Source organism: Flavobacterium sp. LM5 (assembly GCF_002017945.1).
GTDB classification, from domain to species: Bacteria; Bacteroidota; Bacteroidia; order Flavobacteriales; family Flavobacteriaceae; genus Flavobacterium; species Flavobacterium succinicans.
In genome coordinates this window covers 170,468-191,055 of sequence record NZ_MUFX01000002.1, presented here as the reverse complement: position 1 = coordinate 191,055, position 20,588 = coordinate 170,468, and the positions used below count along the sequence as shown (strand labels likewise).

Annotated in this window: 13 protein-coding genes; 2 read left to right on the top strand and 11 right to left on the bottom strand. The window is 36.1% G+C overall.

Going from position 1 to position 20,588, the window contains the following annotated elements:
• Window positions 1-244 precede the first annotated feature (244 nt).
• Window positions 245-1,201, top strand: coding sequence for a jacalin-like lectin (locus tag BXU11_RS09200; RefSeq protein ID WP_139363481.1), 957 nt, complete (start codon window positions 245-247; stop codon window positions 1,199-1,201).
• Between the two features lie 500 nt (window positions 1,202-1,701).
• On the top strand, window positions 1,702-2,964 hold the full coding sequence (locus tag BXU11_RS09195; protein WP_078212325.1) for a pyridoxal phosphate-dependent aminotransferase family protein: 1,263 nt from the start codon (window positions 1,702-1,704) through the stop codon (window positions 2,962-2,964).
• 113 nt (window positions 2,965-3,077) lie between these two features.
• On the opposite strand, the gene BXU11_RS09190 is transcribed toward BXU11_RS09195, so the two are convergent.
• The 11 genes from BXU11_RS09190 to BXU11_RS09140 form a co-directional block, all read right to left on the bottom strand.
• Complete coding sequence (locus tag BXU11_RS09190; protein ID WP_078212324.1) at window positions 3,078-4,199, bottom strand: GTP cyclohydrolase; 1,122 nt, start codon at window positions 4,197-4,199, stop codon at window positions 3,078-3,080.
• A gap of 75 nt (window positions 4,200-4,274) precedes the next feature.
• Window positions 4,275-5,201 (bottom strand): transporter, encoded by a 927-nt coding sequence (locus tag BXU11_RS09185; RefSeq protein ID WP_024980203.1) that lies wholly within the window; start codon window positions 5,199-5,201, stop codon window positions 4,275-4,277.
• A gap of 156 nt (window positions 5,202-5,357) precedes the next feature.
• Window positions 5,358-7,709 (bottom strand): TonB-dependent siderophore receptor, encoded by a 2,352-nt coding sequence (locus BXU11_RS09180; protein WP_078212323.1) that lies wholly within the window; start codon window positions 7,707-7,709, stop codon window positions 5,358-5,360.
• Window positions 7,710-7,939: 230 nt separating this feature from the next.
• Window positions 7,940-8,932 carry an FAD:protein FMN transferase gene (locus BXU11_RS09175; protein ID WP_078212322.1) on the bottom strand — a complete coding sequence of 331 codons (993 nt, stop codon included), beginning with the start codon at window positions 8,930-8,932 and terminating at the stop codon, window positions 7,940-7,942.
• Window positions 8,933-9,316: 384 nt separating this feature from the next.
• Window positions 9,317-11,500 carry a PepSY domain-containing protein gene (locus tag BXU11_RS09170; protein WP_078212321.1) on the bottom strand — a complete coding sequence of 728 codons (2,184 nt, stop codon included), beginning with the start codon at window positions 11,498-11,500 and terminating at the stop codon, window positions 9,317-9,319.
• Between the two features lie 112 nt (window positions 11,501-11,612).
• Window positions 11,613-12,092, bottom strand: a complete 480-nt coding sequence (locus BXU11_RS09165; RefSeq protein ID WP_078212320.1) for a DUF2271 domain-containing protein — start codon at window positions 12,090-12,092, stop codon at window positions 11,613-11,615.
• Between the two features lie 84 nt (window positions 12,093-12,176).
• Window positions 12,177-13,691 carry an ankyrin repeat domain-containing protein gene (locus BXU11_RS09160; protein ID WP_078212319.1) on the bottom strand — a complete coding sequence of 505 codons (1,515 nt, stop codon included), beginning with the start codon at window positions 13,689-13,691 and terminating at the stop codon, window positions 12,177-12,179.
• Between the two features lie 171 nt (window positions 13,692-13,862).
• On the bottom strand, window positions 13,863-15,002 hold the full coding sequence (locus tag BXU11_RS09155; RefSeq protein ID WP_078212318.1) for a PepSY domain-containing protein: 1,140 nt from the start codon (window positions 15,000-15,002) through the stop codon (window positions 13,863-13,865).
• Between the two features lie 63 nt (window positions 15,003-15,065).
• The gene (locus tag BXU11_RS09150) at window positions 15,066-17,198 is read right to left on the bottom strand and encodes a TonB-dependent siderophore receptor (protein ID WP_078212317.1); all 2,133 of its coding nucleotides are present in this window, start codon (window positions 17,196-17,198) and stop codon (window positions 15,066-15,068) included.
• A gap of 183 nt (window positions 17,199-17,381) precedes the next feature.
• On the bottom strand, window positions 17,382-17,858 hold the full coding sequence (locus BXU11_RS09145; protein WP_078212316.1) for a DUF6265 family protein: 477 nt from the start codon (window positions 17,856-17,858) through the stop codon (window positions 17,382-17,384).
• A gap of 145 nt (window positions 17,859-18,003) precedes the next feature.
• On the bottom strand, window positions 18,004-20,295 hold the full coding sequence (locus BXU11_RS09140; RefSeq protein ID WP_078212315.1) for a DNA topoisomerase 3: 2,292 nt from the start codon (window positions 20,293-20,295) through the stop codon (window positions 18,004-18,006).
• Between the last annotated feature and the right edge of the window lie 293 nt (window positions 20,296-20,588).

Here is a 20,588-nt window from a genome sequence, read left to right as displayed (position 1 = left end):
CCTAAAACCCCTATTATTGACTTCGCCTAGCAGGCTTGCTAAGCGCAATAAATAATTGGTTTCATTGAATAGCATTGTGTTGAAAAAAAAAGAGAGGAGTAGTCTATCCAACTCCGTTACTTAATTAAGCGATGGTTGTGCATAATTAAGTAACTACCCCCAACAGCGGCTATGCAAAATGCCTTCCGCTTTTTTAGATAAAAATAGTACAAATTAAAAAATTTGGCTATTTTAGCTATCATTAGTGAAGCGGCGAAAGAAGGCACTTCGCATAGCCGCAAACGATAATCGAATGCGTGGGATTAAAATTTATTATGCTAATTCAAGGAATGGATACAGTGATAGTGATGAGAGTTTTATGTTTGGACAACAAGCAGGAGGACAACAAGGTAGTTTTATCTTTCAACCAGGTGAATTGATTAAATCACTTTCGATTTGGAATACAAAATGGGATGGTAATACATTTGTTGGTGCATTTAAAATGGTAACTTCTTTGGGTAATGTTTTTTATCCAAAGGAAAAAACCAGTTCGCATAAGGAATATGTTTTGAATGTAGGATATGGAGCGGTTGTAGGTGTTGCAGGAAGATCTGGGAATGCTTTAGATAAATTAGGTTTTTATCTTATTAAAGATGCAAGAGCTCTTGAACTTTCTGATGTGATTTATGAGAAAAAAGAGCTTCCGGAACCTAATAATGTTGACTTAACAAATATTACATATAATAATGACACCTCTGAACCACAAGAGTATGAGTATAGCTATTCTTATACTGAGTATGATAGCTATAGTTGGGAATCAAATAGTGGTTTTGAACAAAGTTATTCAGTATCTATTTCTGCTGAAGTGCCCGAGCTTGAAGTTGGTGCAGAAGCTACAGCTAGTTGGGTTTATTCATACGAGACTATGGAAAGCACAGAAAAATCTACCACCAAGGAAGTAAATTCAGTCTATCCAGTAATTGTTCCTCCATACACTTCTGTTTCACTTGAAATGAGTTACTATAGTGGTCATTGTAAGTTATCGTACACAGGGCTTGTAGAAATTACATTGGTAGGAGGAAATGAAACTTTTAGCTATTATACTTACGGAGAATATGCTGGAGGTAATACTACAGATATTATAGTGACTGTTATAGAAACTCCAATAGATGCGGAAGGAGATGCCGTTGGAGAGAGTTTAGAAAAAAGCATGGTTGTTTAATTAGCTTAATGGCTATATAAAATTTTATGAATTGACAATTTTTAAAATTTAATATTGTTACATTGAACGAAAATAGATTAATTTGATTAGGCTGTCCAATAGTAAGGACAGCCTTTTTTTATGCAAACTATTAGGTTGTTTGTGTAAATAAAATTTTATAAATGTGAAATTCTCTAAAGTTGCATTTGTTTTTTTTGGAACTCCAATTTTTAATATAATGGAATTTATTATTAGTATTTTAATTTAAAAAAGGAGATAATTTGTGGTTTGAAGAATGAATTTTTATGTAGTATAATCCAAGGGTATTTCTTACGATTAATTATTTGTAATAAGAGTATTTTCTATATAGATAATATGGGGTAAAAATTTATTGTTAAATAAAAAGGTTTCTTAAATTAAGCTTTTTTTTTAAATAAAATAAAAGGAGTTAGGGAGTAATTATAAATTTTAAATATTTAATTTTGCGCATTAATAAAAATGTAGTATTAAGTCATTATATTATGGTAAAAGATTTATTCGAAAGAATCCAAAACAATAAAGGGCCTTTAGGGAAATGGGCTTCTCAGGCAGAAGGTTATTTTGTTTTTCCTAAACTAGAAGGAGAATTGGGACCAAGAATGCAATTTCAAGGAAAAAATATATTGAACTGGAGTTTGAACGACTATTTAGGTTTGGCCAATCATCCAGAAGTGCGTCAGGCAGATACGGATGCTGCTATCGCTTACGGTGCAGCTTACCCAATGGGTGCGCGTATGATGAGTGGACACACGAAATATCACGAGCAGTTGGAGCAAGAATTAGCTGCTTTTGTGATGAAAGAATCGGCTTATTTGTTGAATTTTGGTTACCAAGGAATGGTGTCTATTATTGATGCTTTGGTGACTAAAAACGATATCATTGTGTATGACGTAGATTCACACGCTTGTATTATTGATGGGGTGCGTTTGCATATGGGGAAACGTTTTACCTACAAACACAATGATTTAGAAAGTATGGAGAAAAACCTGCAACGTGCTACTAAAATGGCGACAGAAACAGGTGGAGGAATTTTGTTCATTACTGAAGGTGTTTTTGGAATGCGTGGACAACAAGGTAAATTGAAAGAAATTGTAGCCTTGAAAGAAAAATACAATTTCCGTTTATTGGTTGATGATGCACATGGTTTTGGAACGCTTGGAAAAACAGGTGCTGGAGCAGGTGAGGAGCAAGGTTGTCAAGACGAAATTGATGTGTATTTTTCTACGTTTGCTAAATCAATGGCGAATATTGGTGCTTTCGTTGCAGCAGATAAAGACATTATCGATTATTTGAAATACAATTTGCGTTCTCAAATGTTTGCCAAAGCGTTGCCAATGATCCAAACTATTGGTTCGCTGAAACGTTTGCAATTGTTGCGTGAGTCTTCTGCGATTAAAGATAAATTGTGGGAAAACGTAAATGCGTTGCAAAACGGATTAAAAGAAAAAGGCTTCAATATTGGAGATACTAATACTTGTATTACTCCTGTTTACTTAGAAGGAAGTATTCCAGAAGCGATGGTGATGGTGAACGACTTGAGAGAAAACTACGGTATTTTCTTGTCGATTGTTGTGTATCCAGTAATCCCGAAAGGCATTATTTTATTACGTATGATTCCAACGGCTTCTCATACTTTAGAAGATATTGCAGAAACCTTGGCTGCTTTCGAAGCGATTCGTGAGAAATTGGTTAACGGTACGTATAAAGAAATTGCAGCACGCACTACAGTAGATATGGAAGCTTAATTTTTTTAGGTTTTCACTTATATAGAAAATCCATTCGTTTTGGCGAATGGATTTTTTTTGTTTTACTGAGGTTAAAACTGACCACTGAGGACTGAAAACTGACTACTTTTTTCTTAAAGAAGTTCTTTTCTAAACGTTTTTCTTCTACAATGAATGGTGGGGTTGAAGTTTTTCCATAGCAATTGAATGGCTAGATTGTCTGCCAATTCAGGAGTGCGGATGCAGTTTTGAATACCTTTTTCGGTAAAAGTGGTATGGTATTCTTTAAAAATAATAGCGTGAACTCCTTTGTTTTGGTAGTCGGGATGAACGCCAATTAAGTAAAAAAGAACGTCTTTGCTGTTTTTTCTTGCTTGTAATAAATGAATGAAACCAAAAGGAAATAATTTGCCTTTAGCTTTTTGTAGCGCCTTTGAAAAACTTGGCATTACTATGGCAAAAGCGACTAGATTTCCGTCTTTGTCTTCTACATATTTGATATATTCTGGATTGATGAAGTTGATGTATTTGTTTTTGAAATATTCCTTCTGAATATCTGTAATCGCTACAAACGAGGAAAGTTTGGCATACGATTCATTGAATAAATCAAACATTTTGTCTACATACGGAAGTACATCTTTGGTTTTGGTAAAATTGATGGCTTTTAATTGGTATCGCTTTCTAATCAATTCCTCTGCTTTCTCGAAAGTTTCTGGTTTTACATTCGAAAAAGGGAATTTGTTTTCTACATATTCTTTTTCGGTAACGAAGCCCAATTGTTCAAAATGTTGCGCATAATAAGGATGATTGTACCAAGTAATCATCGTGCCAATTTCTTCGAAGCCTTCAGTTAGTACGCCCACTTTGTCTAGATTAGAAAAACCCATTGGGCCTTCTACGTATTCTAGGTTGGTTTTGCGCCCCAATTCATACACTTTTTCAAGTAGCGCTTGGGTTACTTTTATGTCGTCAATAACGTCAAACCAACCAAAGCGCACCTTTTTTTTCTGTTGATTATTGACTTCATCCCAATTGATAATAGCAGCGATTCTTCCAACAATTTCTTGGTTTCTTTTGGCTACAAAAAAATAAGCTTCGGCATTTTCAAAAGCAGGATTTTTTGATTTGTCAAAAGTTTCTAATTCATCTGCAATTAGTGGTGGTACCCAATATTTGTTGTCTTTATACAGAGAAAAAGGAAATTTGATAAACTTGGTAATTTCTTTTTTGCTTTTGGCTTCGTGAATCGTAATCATGTGTTTTTAATGTAATGTGCAACTGCGAATATAGCTTTTTGTTCTTGAAAAAAAGCCCTATTTAGGGCTTTTGAATTAATTAAACTGTGATTTTTTTTTCTTGGTTTGAGAAAGGTGTTCTTTTCGGTCTTTTGCTTCTGCTTTTTTGTAAAAGCCATCATAACGCCAAGAAACCCCAAATCCACCATAAACAAAGGAAGGTGTGTCTTTGAAAGTGGTGCTTACAGAGGCATCAATTTGGAAGTTGTTGTTCACTAGATACGCTGCTCCACCACGAACAATCATGTCGCTATAAAAATCGGAATTGTAGCCTTGATTCTCAATAAAACCGGACCATCTTTTACTGAATCCACGAGTTAAAGTGACTACGTAGCCATAACTTGGATAGTCTGTACCTATGTAATCGGCAATGATATTAGTTACAAAAACCCAACGACCATCGCCAAAATGATTTTGAGTAATCAGCATGGCTTTTGGAGAAATGCCAGATTCCAGTGAAAAAGCATATGGATTTCCCTCGAACACAAAATTGGCGCCTGCATACACGGAAACTGCAGGTACTAATTGCCTCCAATTAAATCGTTGGTTGGCTTTCCAGCTGTATAAATTTATTTTTTTCTCGTAGTTTTTAAAAGGATCATAAATTAAATATTTCGCTCCTAAATTGGTTTGTCTGAAATTGGCTCGGTTGATCGTGCTAAAATTAGTCACATATTGGTCGTTTTGGTATTGTATATCAGCAATAACTTCTAATCGTTCTAAAAAAGCTCCCCAACGTAGAGTGGCATCTATACCAAATCCATTTACATCATAATTTAGTAAACTATGATTGGAAGTGATACCATACACACCCGTTTCTATTTGAATAACATGTTTTCCTACGCCATAAGCCGACATGGTTTCGCCAGGACGATTGGAGTTAATTTGATCAGTATATTGACCGTACTGTAAAAAAGGAGTAAGACTACATGCGAATAAAAGTAACGTTCTAAATGAATTCATAGTGGTCATTGTTTTATTGTGAGATAACGTAATCAAATGTACTATATTTTGGTAATTTTTTTAAAAATATTTCAGAAGCTGTGCTCTACTCTTTTTTTGACATAAAAAATGCCCGCAGCAAAAACCGCAGGCATTAAATTTTAATATAAAAAACTGTTATAATCTGTATTTCAAGGTCGCCATAACTTGAGTTGGCGCAATTGGATTTATACTATAGTTTTCGTGTACGGTGTAGTTCAATTCGTTGGTGATGTTGGATACTTTGCATAACAATGAAACTTTTTTCCATTCATATCCTATCGATAAATCTACGGTAGCATAACCTTCCAAAGGAATATCTCTATCTTCGATAGTAACAGTATAGGATTTTGGATTTGTTGCTGGCTTGTTTTCAGTCCATACGTAACGGTCATTCCAACCTCCTACACGGTCACCAATATAGCTGGCCATAGCGCCTAAGCTTATACCTTTAAAAAAGCCTTCTTGAATTTTATAAAAAACGCTAAAATTAGCCGTATGCTTTGGAGTTCTGGTTAATAAATCTCCCTCTATTAAACTTCCACTTGTGCCTGAAGTTTTGGTGATTTTTGTTTCATTAAAGCTGTATCCTGCCATCAAGTTAAGTCCTTTCATCGGATTGGCATTGATATCAATTTCAATTCCTTTTCCTTTAGTTCCACCAACTAATTCTTTTAAATTGGTATTTACGTTTGGTGTAACACCATCTGAACCAAATGCTGCAGTTTGCGCTAGATTATTGTTTTCTATAATGTAAGCAGTTACATTTGTAGTAATTAAACCTTTCATAAAGTCTTTTTTGATTCCAACCTCGTATTGGTCAATAATTGAAGGATCAAGTGGTTTTAAATCTACTGTCGTACCAGTGTTTGTTGTGAAGGAGTTGGAATAACTAGCAAACAAACTTGTTGTTTTGTTAGGTTGAATTACAATACCACCTTTTGGCGAAAATGCCGTGTTGATTGTTTTTGCGCCTTCTACAGGTTTTGCGTTTTGGTATGAGGTGGTAATGGTATTAACATTGTTTATTTTTTCGATAGTTTCTTTGGTAGTCGTAACATAATTTTCTTGCCATGACCATCTAATTCCAGCCAAAACTTTAATATAATCATTAATCGTGATTAAATTTTGCGCATAAACACCAAAACGTTGAGTGAAGGTTGTAGCTAGCTGTGTAATTCTGCTGTCGTAAGGTACATTTCTACTTTGAGTATTGTAATCGTAGTTTAAGATATTAATAGCAGTCGATTCAGTTGTTATTAAGTCAGCAGGTTTTGAAGGGTTAAAGAATCCAAAAGTATAATTAGGTGCCATTGAGTCTTCGAAATCTGCACCTGTAAAAATTTGGTGTTTAATTTTTCCTGTTTTAAATGTTCCTTGTAAACTCAATTGATTTCCAAATATATTTTCTGAAGCATCTAAGCGAGTTAAACCACGTTTCCAATTTACTTCTTTTACTCCAGCAGCATTTGTAGTGTATACTAAACCAGACATTTGAGCTGTAGATAGTTGCATTCTTCTGTAGGTTTGATAGGAACTATTGAAATTCAATTTCCAATTGCTGTTAAAATCATGTTCTACTAAAACAGAAGCACTTGAGGATTTCGTATTTCCATTGGACCATTTGGCGCCAAAGAATTGATTTCTTGGTAAATCTAAAATTTCTTTTCCAACCAATCCTGTTCCAAAATCCGGTGTCCAATCGGCACTTAGATAATCTCCCTGTAATGTAATTTGTGTTTTTTCAGAAAGTAAAAACAAGAACGAAGGATTAAAATAAATTCTATCATTAGTCACAAAATCTCTAAAACTTTCTGATTTTTCATAAGAACCATTGAAGCGATAGGCGATGGATTGATTCAAAGGACCATATACATCAAAGGCTGGTTTGTAATAATTGTAGCTTCCCATTTGCATAGAGAATTCCCCGCCTTCATTAAATTTTGGTGTTTTGGTAATCATGTTTAGGATACCGCCTGGAGCTACATTGCCATAAAGTAGAGCTGCACCACCTTTTAAGAATTCTACTTTTTCAAGTCCTGAAATTTCTGGTATAGATCCGCCGTTAAATCTGAATCCGTTTTTGAACATATTGTTCGCGGTCATATCATAACCTCTGGACCAAAATGACTCTTGTGCTCCGCCTCGTGCTGATCCAACATAAATACCATTAGCATTTTTGATTACATCACTCATACGAATGGATTGTTGCTGCTCGATAATTTCGGCTCCAATTACCTGTACCGTTTGTGGATTATCCATAGGTTTTAAACCCGAACGGATAGCAGAAATGGGCTTTCTTTGTTTATGTGCCGTAACGATAACTTCGTTCAAAGTACCACCTTTCTTGTTTTTTACCGTATCATTTTCAAACTCGTACGATTCAATTTCAGTTTTTTTATCGGCTGTAGTAGCCTGTGCTTGATTTGTATCTTGTGCACTACTAGCAAAATAGCTTAATAGTATTGCGGGGAGTAAAATATATTTCATTTTGTTTATTTGGAATAATTAAAAATAACTATGCAAATATAAACTCCTTCTATGAAATCACAAAGCTTATTTAGATTAAATATCAATAAAAACTTAAAAAATATGTAAATTACTGATTAGTAACAGTTTGTGAGGTTGTGTTCTTTGTTGAGTTGAATTTTATAGTAACGTCATGTCTCTTTTTTATGATAAAAGATTGCTTTTTTAATGCTTAATTGAAATGAAAATGGCTACAATCGCGTCTTCAATTTCTTTTTGAAGTTTTTGGACCGAATCGCTTTTCCGTTATCCGTAATCATAATGCAGCTGTAGTCCGCGAATTTTTCGAGCAAAAGCAATCCTTTTTGTTGTCCCAAAACCATAAGCGAAGTGCTCAAACCATTCGCAGTTTCGGCATTGGGACCAAAAACGGTTACGCTACACAAACCCGAAGCAGGATATCCCGTGGCGGGATTAATAATGTGTGAATAGCGTTTGCCATCAAAAACGACATATTTTTCGTAACTCCCAGAAGTGGTTACGGCTTCTTGCCTTAAGGGAACAACTGCCATAATTTTTTCGGGACGAAAAGGGTTTGTAATGCCAATATTCCAAGGTTTGCCATTAGGCTGTATTCCCCACGTACTCATATCGCCAGAGCCATTAATGATTCCAGCGGGAATGCCTTTTGCAAGCATCATAGCGCGACATTTATCGGTGGCGTAGCCTTCGCCCAAAGCGCCAAAACCAATTTTCATTCCTTTTACTTTCAAGAAAATGGTCGATTGAACGGAGTCTAATATGATGTTTTGGTAGCCCACTTTTTCAACCGATTTTTTAATGGCTTCTGCCGTTGGCATCTCGGTCATCGACCCGTCAAATTTCCAAATCCTATCCATAGCCGCAAAGCTAATGTCAAATGCACCCTTGGTAATCTTTGAAAATTCAAGCGCTCTTTGCGTCAATTCAAATACTTCTTTGTCGACTTTTACGGGGCGAATACCCGCATTTTGATTCACTTCCGAAACTTGAGAAGTGGGTTTCCAGTCCGAAATCAAATGCTCAATACGAGTGATTTCGGCAACAACAGCATCGATATTTTCTTTTGCCGTGGCCGAATCTTGGGCAACAATCGTAATGTCAAAACGCCCGCCCATAAGCAAAGTCGTTTTTTTTCGTAGCACCTGACTGTGACACGAAACACTCCAAACGAGTAGCAAAAGGAAAAGATTTTTGAGTGACATATTTTTTATTTCAGATAAATATATTGATTTTGGGTGTGCCCCTCCCGAAAAGGTCGGGTCGGGCTGTACGTTCCCGCTTTTTTTGAGCAAAAAAAATGCTCAAAAAAGAGCTCCACTACCATCCCTCACACAACCGTTCCTAAAGAAAATGAGTTGATAACCATTCGAATTGTATCGAAAAACGGGACGATGTAAAGCGCTAAAAACTATCATAGACGCTCCTTATTTTTTGTATTCCTGCAAGGTCTTTTTTTGATCTTGTAGGTATTTCAATTAAACAAAGATACCTACAAGGTTTTGAAAACTTTGCAGGAAATTGTTACAAAACGATTAATCTTTAAATAACTTCTCCCGTTCCTTTGTAGAGGGTCAGGGTGAGGCATTCTAATAACAATCGGTCAAAATTTGCCCTTTGGCTTTATAATCTGAAACGCTTCTATTGGATTCCTCTAAAATGGTTTCGAGCACTTTTTCTACATCTTTTTGCATCGCCAAAGAACCGCAAATCATTATAACGCCATTTTCATTCAACAGCGCTTTGAAAAAAGCGGCATCACGTTCTATCAACTGTGTCACACGACAGCCGTTTACTGTTCTGGATAAGGCCAAATTAAAGCTTTGGAGCTTTTGTTGGTTCATCATTTCTTGTGCGAGTTTTGTATAGCTTGTAACGCTTTTAGTCTCGGTTCTAAAACCGCAATACAAATGCGTTTCCGTTTTGGGTGTCGACTCTTGAATCATTCCTAAGAACGGTGCAATTCCAGTTCCATTAGAAATTAAAGCAACTTTGGTAGCTTGTTTAGGGAAGTGAAAAGCGGTATTCGTGATTACTCGTGCTTTTATTTTGGTACCTATTTCAAGTTGATTCAAATAACCCGAACCTAATCCGTATTCGTGTAATTTGACCACCAATTGTAGTTGTCCTTCGTGTTTACCGATGGAGTATAAACGTTCTCTACTGTCGTTAGCAGGATAGATGGCTAACAAATCTCCCGATTGGAATTTGTTCCATCTAGAGGATTTGAAGCTGACCAAAAAGGTGTCTTCGTCCGTTGATACTTGTGTTTTGGACACAACTTCAAAAGTCTGTAAACCCTTTGGTATTGCATTGTATAGCGATGGAGTAGTAGCGAGCGGTAAGGAAGTTGCGGTATTCCATAACTGAATCCAAGCCACAAATTCTTCTGTAGATTTGTCGTTTACGGTATGTAACGGCACTATGGTTTCGCTCCAATTTTGTTTTGCTAATGCAGCTTCTACATCATAAGCAAAACCACAAAAATCCGCATAGGATTTAGACCCAAAACCAATAATAGCGGTTTTGATTTTTTGTTTTTGTGTAGTTTTGCTCAGTAATTCAATAAATTGATTCGCATTAGATGGAGCATCGCCCATACCGTGAGTTGCAGCAAAAACTAGCAATTGTTCTGCTTTTGGAAACAGGGTATAGGAATTCATCTCGGCGAGATAGGCTTTTTTGCCAAGAGCAATAAATTGCTGTTGCACGGCATTAGCAAATCGCAGGGTACTTCCATTTTCGGAACCTACAAGGAGAATGATTTCGCTGTCTTTGGTCTTGAATTTATTTTTGATGCGACTGGCTCTGCGTCGCAACGTCATCGCAAATCCAGAATAAATAAAGAACAATAGATTGATACTAGCCAAACCAAGAATTACAGCCCACAGAATGTTGGTTCTGCCGGTGTGTAAATCGAGACTTAGGTCTTTAAATTGTGTGGTGGTTGCGATTGCTTTTTCGGTGACTACAGCTCCAGTTATTTGATGTACTTCTATTTCTTTATCTTTTAGATGAATGATAAAGTATTCTTCAGGATCATCCGAAAAAGGAAATTCGATTTTGGTGACATCGGACAAAAGTGTGGTGTTGAATATAGAAGTATTTTGTTTTTTGGACGAAGGCAGGGCTACCGTTTCGGTTGCTGAAGCATCGTTTTCTATAAAAAAATGAAACTTTTCAAGGGTAAGATACGCACCAGTAATCGCAATGATAAGTATTGGAACTAGCGCTAATCTTCCAGTAATAATGTGATAATATTGGGCGAAGTTTTCTTTTACAACTTTTGAAAACACACTTCGAATGCTTCTTTGACGATTAATGATTAACGCCAATCCAGAAAGCGCAATAAGCGCCAATAAAAATGAAATAAAACCAACGATAAATCGTCCAGTTTCTTTTAAAAACAAAGAGCGGTGTAAAGCCGTAGTCCATTTAATGAATTCGCTTTTTGGACTTGGTTTCCCTAGAATTTTACCATTGGTTGGATCTACAAAGGCATTAATATCATTACCTTCTTGATCGATACCTTGTAAAGTAACAAATTGATTGTGATCTACACTTACCGCTGTTATTTCAGGATAGGTTTTTCGTAAAACAGGAAGCGTTTCTGCTAACGTAATTTTATCGAAGTTACTAACCTGGTAAGAAGGGATCTTTTCTTGAATGGCATCTACAGCTAGAATGGTACCTGTTACGGAGGCTAGTACTAAAAAAAGAGAAGAGAAAATCGCTAGGACCAAATGGGCGTAGCGCCAAAAGGAAAGAGTCATAGAAAAGGACTTTTAGTTTTTATGATGTACAAAATGAAAAAAAACGAAGTCAAATAAGATTAAGGTTATTCCTCAATCTTAAATGACTTTGCCTATTTTTTACAAGATGTTTTTAGATTTTATTGAAACGTACGTAGCGGATATACCCTTTACCATCTGTTTTGACTGTTAAACCTTCGGATGTTAATGGGATTTCGGCATCGGTAACATAGTATTTATTATCTTCTACGGCGCTTTCAAAACGGAGTTTGTAGCCTTTGTTGATTTTAGCATCTTCTATCTCGATAGTGGTAATGCTACGGTCTCCACCAGTTACAGAAGCTCCAGTTTTGGCACTAATGTTTTCTTTTTTCTTTGATTGGTATTTATGCCATTCTTTTAGCGTGTTGTACCATTTTTTATCATCACCCATTACATAAAGGGTTTTTTCGTATTCACCTTTTGGATTGATTAACGATACAACAATGTAAGCTCCTTCACCCACATAATTTGACATTTGCAACATGCATTTGTATTTGCTAGTTTGGGCTGTGGCTTGAAACGATAAAAAACTAATTAGTATGAGTAAACTTATTTTTAAAAATGATTTCATTATGAGGGTAAATTATGAGTTATGAATTATGTTGTTGACTTTACTTGCTAGTTACTAAGGACTAATCACTAAGTACTAACTCAACTATTTCAAAAACTCTAAATCGATGTTCTTTTTGGTTAACGTTTCGTTTTCTTTAGCTAGTAAATATGCAGTTTCGTCAAATTCTGTTTTGCTGTCTTTTTGTGCACCGTTAGCAACTAAGTATTTCAAGATGGTTTCATCTTTGGCTAGCATAGCGGCTTTGTGTAAAGCTGTTAAGCCATCATTGTTTTTTGTATTAATGTCAATTTTTAGTTCGGCCAATTTTTCAATCAAAGCTAAATCATTTTTGACAACTGCAAAGTGATATAAGGTACTTCCGTCTTTTTGAGGACTAGCCAAATTGAATCCTTTATCTTTAAAAATAGTGATTTTAGCTTGAAACGGATCCGATTTTGACTCATTTCCAGTTTGCGGGCCTCTTCTTTCTGTTGACTGTGGACGATAGGATTGTATTAAATAGTATCCTAAAGTGTATCCGTCTTTATCCACCACCGAAAGATCAGCACCTTTGCTTAGTAGATAATTGAAAATTTCTGGTGAACCCGATTTTACGGCTAACGTTAGTGCAGATTCTTTTTTAGCGTTTTGAGCATTAATGTTGTTAGTAGTTATAGAAAATTGTTTTACCACTTCTATGTCATTGCCAGCCGATGCAAGGAGTAGAGGCGTGTTGCCATCATTATCTTTTGCATTCGGATCCACTCCTTTTGCTGTAAAATAATTGATAATTTCTAATTGATTGGATTTGTTAGCTACCAAATGCAACACGTTTTCGTTGGATTTGTTTGTAGCTTTAGGATTGATTTTTAGTTCCTCTACCAGAAATTGATAAGCTGCCAAAGGTGTTGTTTCTCTTCTAGAACCCTGCGCCGCTATTAAAAGGGCCGCTTCAGTAGGTTTAACTCCTTTACTCAAAAGTGTTTTCAAGAAAGGAATATTTCCTGTTCTTGCAGCATAATCAAACGCTGTACTTCCGTTATTATCCGTGTCGTTTAGTGAAAGACCTTTGGTGCTTAAGTAATCAGCAAGTGTTAAATTTGTATCAGAAGCGATTGCCTTTAAAAGTAGGGTAACGCCATCTTTATATTTTTGTTTAGGATCGATTCCTGCTTTAAAGAAAGCGTCATAAATTTTAGGATTCGTTTGTCCATTTGAAGCAGCAAAAGTCAAAGGTGTTTCGCCTTTACTATCCTCTAAATTAATGTCGGATCCTTTTGAAAGTAGATAGTTTACAATATCAATATTACCTTTATTAGCTGCCCAATGAAGATAAATTCTGCTGTCGTGAGTGAGCTTGGTAACTGGGTTTCCTTTTTGTTCTAATAAAAATTTGACAGTTTCTGTGGGTGCATTCGAATTGATAGCGATAGTGGTCACATCAAAGGCGTTTGCATTATTTGCTGCAGGGCTGTTCCCTTTTTCAATTTCGGCTTTTACCGCTGCAACATCTGGTGCGTTTTTCCAAAAGGACTGATCGAGTAAGCTATTTTTTTGTTGGGCACTGCATAATAAAGTAACAGCAAATGCTAATGGAGTTATAAAGTATTTTTTCATATTTGGAAAAGTAAAACGATAGGGTTAGAGTATTATTTAGAATAAATAAAAATAATAGCAAAAGTAAAAATAAAAAATTAGCTACCAATATTTATTTGTCTTTTATGCACCGTTTTTTATATGCTTGTTTAGATGCAAATAAAGGCAAAAGGTTTAATGGAGTTTCATAATTTAAAGCGAAATATTTGTTTTATTTAGCTTTTTTCTGCCATACCAAATCAGGCAACCTGTAATGGGCAATGTGGCGATTAATAAACTAATCAAAAAAGCAAAAACTTTACCTGCTAATCCCATTATAGCTCCTGTGTGAATATCATAATTCATTCTCAGTAATCGGTCTGATGTATCTGCTTTAGATAATTTTCCGTAGATGTGAGTTACTTCTTTTTCTTCTAATGTATTTTGGTCAAAATAGCGATAATCGGTTTTCCAGTAGGTTCCTTTTTCTAAGTTAGCATTAGTAGTTATAGCGCTTTTTCGGTTTTCAGGTGGATGTACTTCAATATAAGCGGCCTTCGGGTATTGTTCTTGCATGAGCAGAAATACTTTGTCCAAAGGGTTCTCTATTTTTTTTGCTAGTGTTACTTCTTTTGAGACGGGGTCTTCATAGAGTAATGACTTTTCTCCTCCTATTATTTTGTAATAGCCATAAGCAAACCAAGGAAATCCCCAAACGAGTCCTGTTATGGCAAAGATTAGACCGATTGCTGAAACATAAAATCCCGTAATATTATGTAAATCGTAGTTTTTTCGTTTCCATTTTAGACCTTCTTTCCATCGAAACCAAAAACGTTGTTTGGCTGCTTTCTTGTTTTTTGGAAACCATAAAATTAAACCAGATACAAGTAGTACAAGGAAGATAAGAGTAGCAGAAGCAACTACAACTTGTCCAATTTCATGAGGTAACCACAAGTAGAAATGACCATCTAATATAAATCTAAAAAAGCCATCTTCCATATTGGCTACTTTTAGTACTTTGCCCGAGTAGGGGTTCAAGTATACCACATAATGATAGGTAGGTTCATAATTATAAAAGATAGCTTCTATAGCTTGGTCAGGAGTATTGTATTTTAAGGCATGTAAGACTTTGTTAGGCAATTCTTTTTTAGCAATTGGTAGTAATTGCGAGGGCAAAAGAAAAGGTGCTTTTTGTTTTTCTACAAAGCGGTATTCTTGTGTAATGTTCTGAATTTCTTCCTGAAAAGCATACAAACAACCAGTTACAGCTATGATAAATACAATAATTCCTGAACCCAAGCCCAGCCAAAGATGCAGTAGTCGAATGCTTTTTTTAAAATTAATTTTTTTCATTTTAAATGATTAAAACTCCCCATCGAAATGAGGAGTTTTGTTAAACAAAAACAATTATGAAAACTAAAACTTATATGATAATCCAGCGGTAAGGCTTCTTAATCGTTGAGGGGTTACCGTTGACCAACCAGAAAAATACTTCTCATTCAATACGTTATTTAATTTTAAAACAAAATTGAATTTATCGTGATTGTAAGACAAAGCAGTGTTCAACACGGTGTAATCTGGTAAAGCAAAAGTGCCTGTAGTACTTCTGTTTAATGTTTTGTATTCGCTAGCATAATTTCCGCCAAGACCAAAGCCAAAGCCTTCTAATGCGCCAGATGGAATGGTATAATTTGCCCAAAGATTGATTAATGTTTCTGGTCCCGCTTCTTCTGGTCTAAATCCTAAATAACCATCTCCAGGGTTGTCTTTGGTTATTTCACTTTTATTGTTGCTCACGCCAGCGATGATGTTAAGTCCTTGGGTTGGATTTGCTGTAAAACTAATTTCTACTCCTTTGCTATTCACTTCACCGCCCTGAAAAGAATCGTTGATGTTGTTTGGATTGGTCATTAGTTTGTTTTTTACATCAATATTGTAGTAACTAATCGATGCTGATATGATGTCTTTGTACAGATTGGTTTTTAATCCAAATTCATATTGATTGGCGTGTTCGGGGTCGAAAGATTTCATTCTTGGATTACTTCCGTCAACATTGCTAACTTCTTTTGGAGCCACGTTGGTAAATCCATTCATATAATTTCCAAAAACAGAGACTTTGTTTTCAATGATTTGATACACGGCGCCAAATTTTGGAGAAACAGTTGTTTGAGAATTACTTTCATTAGCTGTTGACGATTTGAAATTATCAATACGTAAACTTGCCATAACCGAAAGTTGATCTGTAATATTTAAAACATCAGAGGCATATGCACTCAAGACTTCGGTTTGTGCATCTGTGTTACCTTCGAAAGAACCCACGAGTAACTTATCAACGCCTGCTTGGGTAACATCTCCTGTATCGGTTTGATTCACAAGTGATACTTTACCATTGCCAACCCAACCAGTACTTCCGTTGATGGTATTGATTTTTAAATAATCAGCACCAACGACCAAACGATTTCTTAAGGAGCCAATTTTAAAGTCTCCGATGAAATTTTGTTGCAAGTCCGTGCCTAAGGTTTCACCATTTCTTTTTGAAATGAATCGGGTGAATTCATTTCCATTGGCTGAATCCCACAAATAGGAATAATAACCATTTGTTTTGCTATTATTTCTTGATAATACAGTTTGTGAAGTCCATTTTTCAGAAAGCTTATACAACATTTGTGCTTGTAAGTTGAAACTGTTGTTGTTGATCGTTAACTCATTCGAAGTATATGATTTTTTGTAATTGTCTTCAAAAATAGCTATCGAATTAAATGACAAAGGCGCAAATCGGCTTAAGAAAATCATTGGTGCATTGGCAGAAGTGCGATTGGTAAATTCGGTTGTAATTAAGAAAGACAATTTATCATTTATCTTATAGCTCAACGAAGGTGCTAAGAAAAAGGATTTCGCAAAACCTGCATCTTGAAACGAATTCTCTTTTTGATGAGCCGAAGTCACACGAATTGAAGCGTCTTGGTTTAATGGGATATTTACATCGGCAGTTACTCGATTGAGTCCGTAGGATCCTGAAGTATAGCTTACTTCTCCGCCAAAGTTTTGAAATGGTTTTTTGGTCACTACATTAATCAACCCTCCGTAAGAGATGAGGCTGCTTCCAAATAAAGTTCCAGAAGGTCCTTTTATCACTTCGATATTGTCGATGTTTATAGGGTCTATGGTTCCGTTATTAATCCCTGGCAGACCATTAATCATTGTGGGTTGCACAGCAAATCCTCTCATCGAAAAGTACTCAGCACCATCGCCTCCTCTTCCGGTTGATTCCCACAAACGAGAAATTCCTGTGGCATTTTTTAACGCATCATTAAAGTTGGTAACCAATTGCTCTTTCATCAACTCACCAGTAACGGTGTTGTACACTTGTGGGTTTTCGATATTATTCAGTGGCATTTTAGCAACAGTCGTACTTTTCTCCCTTTTGTATTTGTACTTGTTGCTAATTTCTACTGATTTTAATTTGTTAATGGTATCTTTTTCGGTGATTTGACCATAAAAAGCATTGCTTAGTAACAATGCGGTTGTGGCTAGTAGTATTTTGTTCATTTTATTTAGATTAATTAAAAATAATAGTGCAAATATAAAAGTCTCTTTGGTAAAATCAAAGTTTATTTAGAATAAATAAAAATAAAACAGATACAGTCTTCTATCCGTTTCAACAATAGTATTTTACGGATAAAAAAAACCTCGATTTTTTAGAATCGAGGTATGAAAAGAATAGGGATAGTGTTATTTTACCTTTTTCAGGGTATAGGTTTCAGCCGAAGGTTTCCCCGCTTGAATCCCTGATATCTTGGCGATCAAAGTCGAATCTTTTGCTAATTGATATGTTATTTTTTGAGGGTAATCGTGTTTAGGGTTTTCGAATACCAAGTTTTTATCTGTAGCTGAAGTTAACGGAAACGCAATGGTTTGGTCATTGTTTTGACCTTTGATGGTGGCTTTGTAAATAAAATGAGGGCCATTTTGTTGCAACACAATAATTTCGTTGTGCAATGTATCTTTCCCTTTTATAAAATACGAAGTGCCTTCAAAGGTGCTGTCGTTTACAGATTTCCATGTTTCTTCTAAAATCCCTTGTTCAGATTGCTGGGTCCAAGTGCCCAAGAGCCATTGCGAAGCTTTGATTTTTTCATTTTTGTTCGCGTTGTTGTTACAGGACGCAAGCGCTACAAAGACCAATAAAAGTGTCGTTTTTTGAAACATGATACAAATTTTTTGTTTGGATTGATGGCGCTAATTTATGAAAAAAGTTTGCGTTCTTAACCGCAAAGATCACAAAGTTAGCGCAAGGAACGCAACGCTTAGCGAACTTTGCGTAATTCTTTGTGAACTTTGCGGTTGAATAGAATTAAATGCTTTTCTCTAAAATAGAATGTACCAGTTCTTTTGTCGGTTTTTGATCTTTTAGTTTTTCTCTAACCCTTTCAAAAGTAACTTTAAAATCACAACCCAATTTATAATCGCTACAACCGTAAGCCGTTTTTCCTTTTAGCACTGTTCCTTTTTTGCATTTTGGGCAAGTTAAAGTATCAAGTGTCTTTTTTAATTCGGTTTTCTTTGGTTCTAATTTGAGTTTGAAATTTTCTTCAAAACGGATTAAACCCTCAACTGATCCTGCATCGGTTTTAAAGTCTTTTAAATTTACAGTTGATCCTTTTTGAAGCAAGCGCAAATATTGACTTTCAGAAATCTTTTTACCTTCAAAAACATAGGGAAGTACAAAATCGCAACCCGATTTATATTCACTACAACCATAAGCCGATTTTCCTTTAATCAAATTTCCTTTTTGACATTTAGGACAGATTGCTGCCAAAATTCCTGCCGCTTTCTTTTTCTCTACAACAGTTTCGATTTTTGGGACATTTTCGGCGTGCGAAATATTGGCACGTCTGGTTTCGCTTCTCACTTCATAGACTAAATTATCCACCATTTGCTTCATGTTTTTTATGAAAGCCGAAGCTGTATAGGTGCCCTTTTCAATATCGCGCAATTGCTTTTCCCAAGTTCCTGTGAGTTCTGCTGATTTTATCAATTCATTCTGAATGGTATCAATCAATTGCACTCCTGTTGGTGTGGGCAAAACTTGTTTTTTATTGCGGACTATGTATTTTCGTCTAAAGAGCGTTTCAATAATATTCGCGCGAGTAGAAGGACGACCAATACCATTTTCTTTCATTAATTCTCGTAAATCCTCGTCGTCTACTTGTTTGCCAGCGGTTTCCATTGCTCTCAAAAGTGTAGCCTCGGTAAACTGATTGGGCGCTTTGGTTTCCTTTTCTAAAAAGGAGGGTTGGTGTGGTCCTTTTTCGCCAACCACAAAATTCGGAAGGAGGTCTGCTTCTTTTTCTTTGGCATTTGGGTCTTCAAAAACAACACGAAATCCTTTCTTTAAGATTTCCTTCCCAGTAGTTTTGAAATGTACCTCGGCTGCTTTACCAATTACGGTAGTGTTAGCCACCAAACAATCGTCATAAAACACAGCGATAAAACGCTTTACAATGCTATCATATACTTGCTGCTGATTGAATTGTAAATGGCTCTGCACGCCAGTAGGAATGATGGCGTGGTGGTCGGTCACTTTTTTATCGTTAAATACCTTGGGCGATTTTTTTATCTTTTTTGCCAACAGCGGTTCAGTCAGTGCAGCATATTGCGTTAAGTTTTGCAAAATAGCGGGTACTTTTGGATAAATGTCGTTGGGCAAGAAAGTAGTATCAACTCTAGGGTAAGTAACTACTTTTTGTTCGTATAAAGTCTGAACAATTTTAAGAGTTTCCTCCGCCGAAAAGCCAAATTTGGTATTGCAATACACCTGTAATCCCGTTAAATCAAAAAGTTTTGGAGCATATTCATTGCCTTTCTTTTTATCGATACTAATAATTTCGAAATCACTTTCTTTAACTTTGTTGGCCAAAACCGCTCCCTCGTCTTTATTCAAAAACCGCCCTTCTTCATAACTAAAAAGCGTTTCTCTGTACAAGGTTTGCAATTCCCAATAGGGCTGAGGTTTAAAATTTTCAATCGCTTTGAAGCGTTCTACAACCATCGCCAGCGTAGGCGTTTGCACCCGTCCAATTGACAATACTTGTTGGTAACCACCGTGTTTTACGGTGTACAAACGCGTGGCATTCATCCCCAACAACCAGTCGCCAATGGCTCTAGAGAAACCAGCATAAAACAAATTATCATATTGGGAAGCAGGTTTTAGGTTTTGAAAACCTTCTTTAATAGCCTCTGCGGTTAGAGACGAAATCCATAAACGTTGTACTTCGCCTTTGTAGTTCGCTTCGTTCATTACCCAACGCTGAATGAGTTCTCCTTCTTGTCCAGCATCACCACAATTAATCACAACTGTAGCTTTGTCAAACAAACTTTTGATGATGTTGAATTGCTTTTGAATTCCCGAATTCTGCACCAATTTAGTTTCAAATTTTTCTGGAAGCATCGGTAAGTTATTCAAATCCCAACTCTTCCAGTGAGGCCAATAATCGTTTGGTTCTTTTAAGGTACACAAATGCCCAAACGTATACGTTACCGCATAACCATTACCTTCAAAATACCCATCGTGCTTGGTATTCGCGCCCAATATGGTGGCAATTTCTCGAGCAACACTGGGTTTTTCGGCAATACAAACCTTCATTTTTTCTTTATTAATTTGAAGGCGCAAATTAGGAATTTAGAAATTGAGAAACCATCAAAACAGCCAGGAGTTATGAACGAATCTTTTGGTTGTATTTAGGAGCAGCAACAATAGCGCTATCCTCACGAATCCTCCTGCTGTACGCTATATCTGTGGCTCTGAACCCCAGAGCCACAGGATGCCGCTCCCATCAGGGCTAGGCAAGAACGTCTCCTTTTCATAACATAAAAAACATTTTTTTTTTTTGTAATAAAGCCTACATGATAGCGAACTGACGAAGTAAATCCCCGCTA

Bases quoted from the DNA above. Each gene is read 5' to 3' on its own strand.
- BXU11_RS09195 (WP_078212325.1), top strand. From the start codon at position 1,702: ATGGTAAAAGATTTATTCGAAAGAATCCAAAACAATAAAGGGCCTTTA.
- BXU11_RS09190 (WP_078212324.1), bottom strand. From the start codon at position 4,199: ATGATTACGATTCACGAAGCCAAAAGCAAAAAAGAAATTACCAAGTTT.
- BXU11_RS09185 (WP_024980203.1), bottom strand. From the start codon at position 5,201: ATGAATTCATTTAGAACGTTACTTTTATTCGCATGTAGTCTTACTCCT.
- BXU11_RS09180 (WP_078212323.1), bottom strand. From the start codon at position 7,709: ATGAAATATATTTTACTCCCCGCAATACTATTAAGCTATTTTGCTAGT.
- BXU11_RS09175 (WP_078212322.1), bottom strand. From the start codon at position 8,932: ATGTCACTCAAAAATCTTTTCCTTTTGCTACTCGTTTGGAGTGTTTCG.
- BXU11_RS09170 (WP_078212321.1), bottom strand. From the start codon at position 11,500: ATGACTCTTTCCTTTTGGCGCTACGCCCATTTGGTCCTAGCGATTTTC.
- BXU11_RS09165 (WP_078212320.1), bottom strand. From the start codon at position 12,092: ATGAAATCATTTTTAAAAATAAGTTTACTCATACTAATTAGTTTTTTA.
- BXU11_RS09160 (WP_078212319.1), bottom strand. From the start codon at position 13,691: ATGAAAAAATACTTTATAACTCCATTAGCATTTGCTGTTACTTTATTA.
- BXU11_RS09155 (WP_078212318.1), bottom strand. From the start codon at position 15,002: ATGAAAAAAATTAATTTTAAAAAAAGCATTCGACTACTGCATCTTTGG.
- BXU11_RS09150 (WP_078212317.1), bottom strand. From the start codon at position 17,198: ATGAACAAAATACTACTAGCCACAACCGCATTGTTACTAAGCAATGCT.
- BXU11_RS09145 (WP_078212316.1), bottom strand. From the start codon at position 17,858: ATGTTTCAAAAAACGACACTTTTATTGGTCTTTGTAGCGCTTGCGTCC.
- BXU11_RS09140 (WP_078212315.1), bottom strand. From the start codon at position 20,295: ATGAAGGTTTGTATTGCCGAAAAACCCAGTGTTGCTCGAGAAATTGCC.